Origin of the sequence: Hymenobacter crusticola (genome assembly GCF_002154225.1) — a bacterium.
Classification (GTDB): Bacteria; Bacteroidota; Bacteroidia; order Cytophagales; family Hymenobacteraceae; genus Hymenobacter; species Hymenobacter crusticola.
The window spans coordinates 23,701-31,303 of sequence record NZ_MTSE01000035.1 but is presented as its reverse complement, the minus strand read 5'-3'; the positions used below and the strand labels follow the sequence as shown (position 1 = coordinate 31,303).

General features: G+C 49.3%; 9 protein-coding genes. All 9 read right to left on the bottom strand.

Features of this window, described 5'->3' with window-relative positions; genetic code table 11:
* Positions 1-225: sugar transferase (locus tag BXP70_RS30990; RefSeq protein WP_179197862.1), on the bottom strand; the 225-nt coding region annotated here is incomplete at its 3' end.
* A 726-nt stretch (positions 226-951) separates the two neighbouring features.
* Positions 952-2,487, bottom strand: coding sequence for a bifunctional phosphoribosylaminoimidazolecarboxamide formyltransferase/IMP cyclohydrolase (gene purH / locus BXP70_RS26630; RefSeq protein ID WP_086597169.1), 1,536 nt, complete (start codon positions 2,485-2,487; stop codon positions 952-954).
* Positions 2,488-2,659: 172 nt separating this feature from the next.
* Positions 2,660-3,874, bottom strand: a complete 1,215-nt coding sequence (locus tag BXP70_RS26625; protein ID WP_086597168.1) for a BamA/TamA family outer membrane protein — start codon at positions 3,872-3,874, stop codon at positions 2,660-2,662.
* 121 nt (positions 3,875-3,995) lie between these two features.
* Positions 3,996-4,895 carry a geranylgeranylglycerol-phosphate geranylgeranyltransferase gene (locus BXP70_RS26620; RefSeq protein ID WP_086597167.1) on the bottom strand — a complete coding sequence of 300 codons (900 nt, stop codon included), beginning with the start codon at positions 4,893-4,895 and terminating at the stop codon, positions 3,996-3,998.
* 132 nt (positions 4,896-5,027) lie between these two features.
* On the bottom strand, positions 5,028-5,222 hold the full coding sequence (locus BXP70_RS26615; RefSeq protein WP_086597166.1) for a cold-shock protein: 195 nt from the start codon (positions 5,220-5,222) through the stop codon (positions 5,028-5,030).
* Between the two features lie 127 nt (positions 5,223-5,349).
* The gene (locus BXP70_RS26610) at positions 5,350-5,841 is read right to left on the bottom strand and encodes a KdsC family phosphatase (RefSeq protein ID WP_086597165.1); all 492 of its coding nucleotides are present in this window, start codon (positions 5,839-5,841) and stop codon (positions 5,350-5,352) included.
* A gap of 54 nt (positions 5,842-5,895) precedes the next feature.
* Positions 5,896-6,132 carry a Fe-S cluster assembly protein IscX gene (gene iscX, locus BXP70_RS26605; RefSeq protein ID WP_086597164.1) on the bottom strand — a complete coding sequence of 79 codons (237 nt, stop codon included), beginning with the start codon at positions 6,130-6,132 and terminating at the stop codon, positions 5,896-5,898.
* Between the two features lie 114 nt (positions 6,133-6,246).
* Positions 6,247-6,576: a 2Fe-2S iron-sulfur cluster-binding protein gene (locus BXP70_RS26600; RefSeq protein WP_086597163.1), complete on the bottom strand. Its 330-nt coding sequence runs from the start codon at positions 6,574-6,576 to the stop codon at positions 6,247-6,249.
* Between the two features lie 60 nt (positions 6,577-6,636).
* On the bottom strand, positions 6,637-7,449 hold the full coding sequence (locus BXP70_RS26595) for a Rossmann-like and DUF2520 domain-containing protein (RefSeq protein WP_086597162.1): 813 nt from the start codon (positions 7,447-7,449) through the stop codon (positions 6,637-6,639).
* Positions 7,450-7,603: the final 154 nt, after the last annotated feature.

The window sequence follows — 7,603 nt, the reverse complement described above, 5'->3', positions numbered from 1 at the left end:
TGTGCGCAGCTGCTTAAAGAAGACCGGACCTTTTGAATCTAGCTTGATAAGAAGCGCAATCAACGGAATAAGCCAGCTGAGTAAAAACACTAGTACCAATGAGGCGAATACTAGGTCGAAAGCTCGTTTAACGACAGCAGCGCGAAATGCAGCATCTTCAACTTGACGGTAAGAGAAGTGGTTAGGCATAGTTCCCTGCTCTTTTAATGTTGCGTATGCGGCCATGATTTTCAGAGTAAGAAGTGAGGCTATCGAACCTGCTAGTGTTAACGTTGATGAAATCAGTACTTAGTTGAAAGAAGGAAAGTTTTGAGTTTTTGCAATCGCATAACGCGTTGCATTTCTATTACTTATAGCCTCTCTTAAGAAAGCAGCATTGATTAGAAACTGTATGGCTCTTAACAAGTTTTTCTGTGTTACCCCTTCGTTCCCTACTCGTTTAGCTCAGTGTGCTTATGCTCTTATAAGCTAGCCGCTCTAAAATGGCAGGTTTTTGTTGGATAAAACATCTAAAAAAAGGTGTTTTTAAAGCTTCGGGTGCAATATTACGTTAGAAAAATATACCATCAAAATAAAATTACATTTTTTATTACATAGTTATAATTTAATATTAATCGTTAGTCTGGCAATAGGGACACTATACAGTTTTTGCACTTGTACAGATTAGGTAATGCCTTATACGCGTTTCTGAACTTAAGACTGTGTTTTTTATATAAATTTTACGTGAACAAAAAGTATAGTTTTTACTGAAACGTTTGCGGTGACCATTTATATCGAGCGGAAAGGTTTGCTAAGCATAAATACTAATTAGTGTTAGCGTACAAATGTGCGTTGTCACAGCAGAAGCATCGTTATTCGCAGAAAGAACTGCCCTTTAGCGAGACGCTAGTACCAGCGTCTCGCTAAAGGGCAGTTCTTTAGAGGCTAAAACCTAGGTCGATTAGGTGAAGCTTAGTGCTTGAAGTGGCGCACTCCAGTCATCACCATAGCCATCCCGCGCTCATCGCAGGCAGCAATGCTGTCTTTGTCTTTGATAGAACCACCAGGCTGAACAACTGCCCGGATGCCAGCATCGCCCGCAATTTCTACGCAGTCGGGGAAAGGGAAGAAGGCGTCCGAAGCCATTACTGCGCCGTGGAGGTCGAAGCCGAAGGTGCGCGCTTTCTCAATGGCTTGCTTCAGCGCATCTACTCGTGAGGTTTGCCCTACCCCAGAAGCTAGCAACTGCCCAGATTTGGCAAGCACGATAGTGTTACTTTTGGTGTGTTTGCAGATTTTGGCAGCAAATACTAACGCTTCTACTTCTTCGCTTGTAGGTGCTGACTGCGTGACTACTTGGAAGTCAGCAGCAGTTTCTGTTTTGCGATCGGCATCTTGCTCGATAAAGCCATTGAGCAGCGTTTTAATCTGCTTAACAGGAAATGCTACTGGCTTCTGACGCAATAACACCCGATTCTTCTTGCTCTGAAGCAGCGATAGTGCTGCTTCATCGAACTCTGGCGCAATTAATACTTCGAAGAACAGCTTGTTAAGTTCGACAGCGGTTGGTTCATCGACAGGCTTATTCACGATGATCACGCCACCGAATGCTGACACGGGGTCGCAGGCCAGAGCGTTCAGATATGCTTCCCGGAGCGCGGGAGCTTGTGCTACACCGCAAGCATTGGTGTGCTTCAGGATGGCACAAGCAGGCTGCCCATCCGTAAACTCGGCAATGAGTGCTACCGCAGCATCTACATCGACCAAATTATTATAGCTAAGCTGCTTGCCATGGAGTTGGTCGAATAAGGCAGCTAGGTCCCCGTAGAAAGTACCGGCCTGGTGCGGATTTTCGCCGTAGCGCAAAGGCGTCGCTATTTTCTGACTGATTTTCAGAGACGTGTCTTGCAGGGTGGTGCCCTGGCTCAGATAACCAAATATCTGCGTATCGTAGTGCGAAGTAGCTTCGAAAGCAGCCGCTGCATAATGACGTCGATCGTCGAGGTCAGTTGCACCATTTTTCTGAGTCAGCAGCTCCGTTACGGCCGCATACTGGTCGCGGCTGCTTACGACCAGTACGTCTTGGTAGTTTTTAGCGGCAGCACGTAGCAACGAAATCCCACCAATATCAATTTTCTCAATAACATCTGTCTCTGGTGCGCCCGCCGCAACAGTTTCTTCGAAGGGATACAGATCAACAATAACCAGATCGATCGGTGGAATTTCGTGTTGAGCGGCTTCGGCTAGGTCGCCGGGCTCGTGGCGCCGGTGCAAGATGCCACCAAAAACTTTTGGATGTAGCGTTTTGACGCGCCCACCAAATACAGCTGGGAAGCCCGTGAGGCTCTCCACTGCCGTTACGGTGGCGCCCTGTTCTTCCAAAAACTTCTGCGTACCACCTGTAGAATATAGCTGCACACCGTGAGCTTTCAACACCGCCACCAACGGCTCCAACTGGTCTTTATAATACACCGAAATGAGAGCGGCGCGAATTGGCTGAGACTGCATGGCAAAAGTTAATTAAGCTGGTTTGATGCGGCGAAGGTAGTAACTGTGCCGCGCTGAGCCCAAGTTATTACGCCATCTTTCCCCAGCAGACCTATTACCAACAGCATGAAAAAAGGCTCGCAACAACTGTTACGGGCCTTTTCCGAGATCTTACTAAATTACCTAGGCTACACTAGAAAGCTTCGCCAACGGCGAAGATAATTCCGGAGTTGCCACCGGAACCCACTCCGTAATCGAGGCGGATATTAAGCCGGTCGCGACGGTTGAAGCGAAAACGAGCGCCCAGACCACCGGCTACCTTGGTACCATCAAAGGTGTAGTCGGAAATCTTATAGCCAACTTGGCCTACGCTAGCAAAGGCGACGCCATCGATCCGCCAAAATAGTTTCTGCCGAATCTCAGCTTGAAACGTTGAGAACTGACGGTCGCGGAAACGGGCTTCGTAGATACCACGCATCAGGTAGGTGTTGTTATATAAGGAGCCGCCCAATGTAGCCCCCATGCCACCTAGCTCACGGAAAGGCACATCACCTGAGTGATATTGCCCCAAAAACTGCATTGCCAAGATCGTATTGTTGCTCCCAAACAAAGGGTTAAAGTGCCTGGCATCTATCTGATAACGCGTGAATTTGTAGTCGCTTCCTAGGAGTGAGCCATTGAAAAGCATGTGGGCATCGATGAAGTTACCCCGGTAAGTGGCAAGCACATTGTCACGGCCGTCATAGAGCAAAGCAGGACCTAGGCCAGAGCTGATGATGCCGTTGCGCTGTTCCCCTAACCCACGCAGATTAGCGGTTCCGCTGAGCTGATTGTACACTACTGGCGGATTGCCAATGGAGTAGTCTTGTTCGTCCTTCAGCTTTACGTCACCTAGATTAGTGAGGCGGTAGCGTAGTCCGACGAACAGATTGGGCGCAACTTTCGCCAATGCTTTTTCATCAAATACGAATAGAGGATACTGAATCTGAACCTCGTCACTCTTACGCGTATCATTACCAACGCCGTAGTAATTGAAAACCAGATCGTAGTAGCTTAGCTCACCAGAGAAGTAGAACTTCTCCTCAGGCGTGAAAATGGTGTGTGTAAGCTGAATAGTCGTTTGCTTTTTCTGCGAAAACCAAGCAAGCAGACGAGCATTCGACTTGCGGACAGTCGTATCGTTGCCGAAGCGCCACACAGGCAAGATGGCGGCGCCAGCGGCAAAGCCGGTTTCTTGTTGGTAAAACGCAAGCGGCACCGGCCAGAAAGCAGGCTTGTCGGCCTTATTTTTTACTGGCTTCGCCGAAACAGCTGGGTTGGATTTTGTAGCAGCAGAATCGGATGCCGTTTGGGCGTTAGCTAGCCGAGATAAGGTACTCAGTAGCAGCACTACGTAGAGGAAGCGCATAGATGGGCGTGAGCGGAACAAAGTGGATGAAGACGATCAGTCTAATGCAGTATTGGGCACTTAGTATCCCAAGCCTGATCAGGAATTCCTCTGCTAACGAAGCTGAGCCAGAAACGTTATGCTAGCGGAAAGCCATCCAGCTCATTGATAGCACGCCAGCTAGCATTACTCCTTTGCACCAAGTGCTCAGCTGGGTGAAATTTCGCCGCCGGTCGGCGCGTACTAGTAGCCGCCCCAGACCGAGCAGCGGCCCAATCACGACTACTACTAACCACACGCCTAAGCCTAGCTTATCGTGCGACAGGGCATGCCAAGCTGCACCCGTCACCAGCAAGAGGAGATTTGCCAAGAAGAACCCTGCTATCCATTTCGTGCGAATAATTCCCCACACGATGGGCAACGTCCGGCAATCATGCTGAGCGTCGCCACGCATATCTTCCACATCCTTAATGATTTCGCGCACCATGGTAAGCAGAAAAGCGGCCAATGCATACACCCAAACAGTCGTTTGCCCGGTGCGTAATTGCAACTCCGGCAACAATACCAAGGCCGCCGTGAGCAGCGCAATAGTTAGGTTACCGACCAGCGGTAGCCGTTTGAACCGGGCTGAGTACCCCCACAAGAGCAGCGCCGAACCTAGGTTTACAAGTCCAAGCAAAGGTGATAAGGCGCCAGCAACTACCACGCCCTCGCCAGAGAGCAGTAAATGCGCCAGCATCGCCTGCCGCCGGTTGACTACTCGTCCGACGATCAGGCGGTCAGGGCGGTTGATGGCGTCGATCTTAACATCATAGTAATCATTAATAATGTATCCTGCCGCCGCCACACATAAGGTAGCAAGCAGCAACAGACCAAAACGTATCTCTAACAAAGGAGCATGCAGTAAGCATGTGCGCACCAATAAGGAGCACAGCGTCATCAGCAGCAGATTAGGAAAGCGCACCAGCACCAAGAGTTGTCGCGCGACTTTTAACCCGGACGCCCCTACCCAAGAAGACGGTGAAGAAGCGGAATAACGCATAGATCTGATAAAACCACCTAGAAGAATAGACATCACTTGCCCTAACCTAGTTAGTTACTATACGAAGTAAAAAGAAAGCCTCTCCATGAACGGAGAGGCTTTCTAGCAAGCAAAAAATTACGTAAGACTAGCTTACAGCTTTTTTACATTGATAGCGTTAACGCCTTTACGACCTTCCTGCGTGTCGAATTCAACACGGTCGTTTTGCTGAATCTGGCCCCCGTTAAGGCCGGTTACGTGCACGAAGAAATCTTCCTTCGTAGCGTCTTCTGTAATGAAGCCGTAGCCCTTCGACTCATTAAAGAATTTTACGGTTCCTGTTTTCATGAAAATAAAAGTGGTGAATGGATGATTTTGTAAAGATAAAGGACTTTTATAAAATCACAACTGCGCCCTCAAACGCGTCCTAACTCAATAATATTGTGTGAGGTAACTGCTCTACGGTAGTGCTTGCTTACCAGGTATTTTGCGCCTTCATCACCGCCTCTATCAACTCACGCACCGCCCCGCGCCCACCGGGTAGCGTAGCTATATAGTTGCTGATAGCCACTACATCGGCGGCGGCATCATTGGGGCAGGCCGCCACGCCGCACCGGCGCATCACCTCCACATCCGGCATATCATCGCCCATGTAGGCGATGTACATAGGGTCGAGGCGGTGGATGTTGATGTAGTTATTAAAGATCTTCATCTTATCAGCCACACCTAGATAGATGTCGTGCACATCAAGCGACTCTAGGCGGCGGCGTACGCCCTCCTCTTCCCGGCCTGAAATGACAACAATCCGGTAGCCTTTCGCAACGGCATGCCGAATGGCGTACCCATCCCGAATATGAAAAGTGCGGGCTTGCTCGCCGGAGTTCAGGGCCAGTAGTGTACCATCCGTTAGTACACCATCCACATCGAGAACGAAAGCACGAACAGCGGATAAACTAGGAAGACTCATGAAAGTACTGCTACTTGATGCGTGACGCTTACTGCTTGTTAAAAGCTGGTTAAGCTATTGGTTGTCACGCCACTCGTATACCCACTTTGCTTGAATTTGTTCGAGATGCCCTTCGGTGGCTTGCTCGCGGGTGCCAGCAAAGTTAGGCAGGCTCAGCACCCACTCCAGTAGCTCTGTAAAGCGAATACGATAGATTTTCGCCTCTGAGAAGTCATCACCAAACTTCTCGTAAAGCGCCATGGCAACATCTTCATGGTCGCCCCAGTGCATGGGTGGCTCGAAATGATTCATTTTTGAAGTACTGAGTGTTAAATATTAAGCGTAGTACTTTAAGTGTTTATCGAGATCGGGAGCTCCTTATACAAGCAGCAACTCACTGTTCAACACTTAAAATTCAACCCTTCGTTAGTGACCCAAAAAGTCCTGCGGAGGAACAAGAATGACTATTTCCTGAGAAGTTTGAACAACGCACTGGCAAGCTAGCCGTGAGTTGATGCGTGGGTTAACTGCCCGGTCAATGAAGTCTTCTTCTTTATCGGAGATTTCGGGCAAATCATCTTCCCCCTTTACTACATACACGTGGCAGGTGCTACACCCACAAACGCCGCCGCAGTTATGCTGCAGCTGAATCCCGTTGTTGAGGGCGACGTCCAGCACCGATTCTCCCTGGGCCGCAACGTGCGTTTGGGGAGTTTGGCCGTCCTGAAACTGAAAAGTAATATTGGCGACTTGCACAGGATAAATGCTTGAGCGGAGCGAAATGCGGGCACGAAGGTACGCACCCCTGCATGCGAATCAAAGCTGTAAGGGCTCTTCATTGTTTGCAGCTTCCTTCAAAGTTTGTGCTTTAATATTAGCAGTCAGCTCCTTATACAGTTCTAGCCACCTAGGGTGAGTAGTTAAGGCAACCTGATGGCTAGCTATTGTAGGCTCGTCGCCACGCGCCGCGGGTCCCGTCTGCACCGAGAAAGGCGGATGGACGAACGCTTTATCAACAGTTTCTTGTACCAAGGGGGCTAACAGTGAAAAGGACAGGCCAGCTTCGGTGAGTAAGGCATGACTGATACCTAGCAAGTGATTGGTGAAGTTGCAGGCAAATACTGCGGCTACATGCAATGCCTGCCGTTGCGGGGTAGCAACAAGGGCCACCTGCTGACTTATACTGTGCGCTACGGCCAACAACCTAGCTTCGCTGCTAGCATCCGTTGCCTCAATACAGAGTGGGACTTTTTGCCAATCTACTTGCCTACCTAAGCTAAAGGTCTGTAGCGGGTAAAAACCCCCACTGCGCAGCCCTTTATCGGAAGCGAATATCTGTAAGGGCAGCGTTCCGGAGGTATGCGCCACCAAGGCCCCACTCGGAAACCTAGCTTCAGCCAACACAACGGGTATTACGGCATCGGGCACGGCAACTACATACAGATCAGCAGGATGCGCCTGCATATCGAGGCTAGTGCCGGCCTGTGCATCAGGCAGCGTAGCAGCCAGCCGTTCGGCGCTTGCTAGCGTACGGCTCCATACATAGGCAATACGGTGACCAGCATGCACAAGCGCCGGACCTAGCTGAGTAGCGACTCGTCCGGTACCGATCAATACTATCGTGAGCATGAGTAATAAGCTTTTAGACTATACCTAGAGCAATTGGCAACAGAATAAAACATTATAAAGATTTTTATCATGTTTTTCACAATAACGCATTAGCAGTTAAGAATATCTACACATATTACCAGCAGAAACTATCTAACTACCTATTTGCAACTGA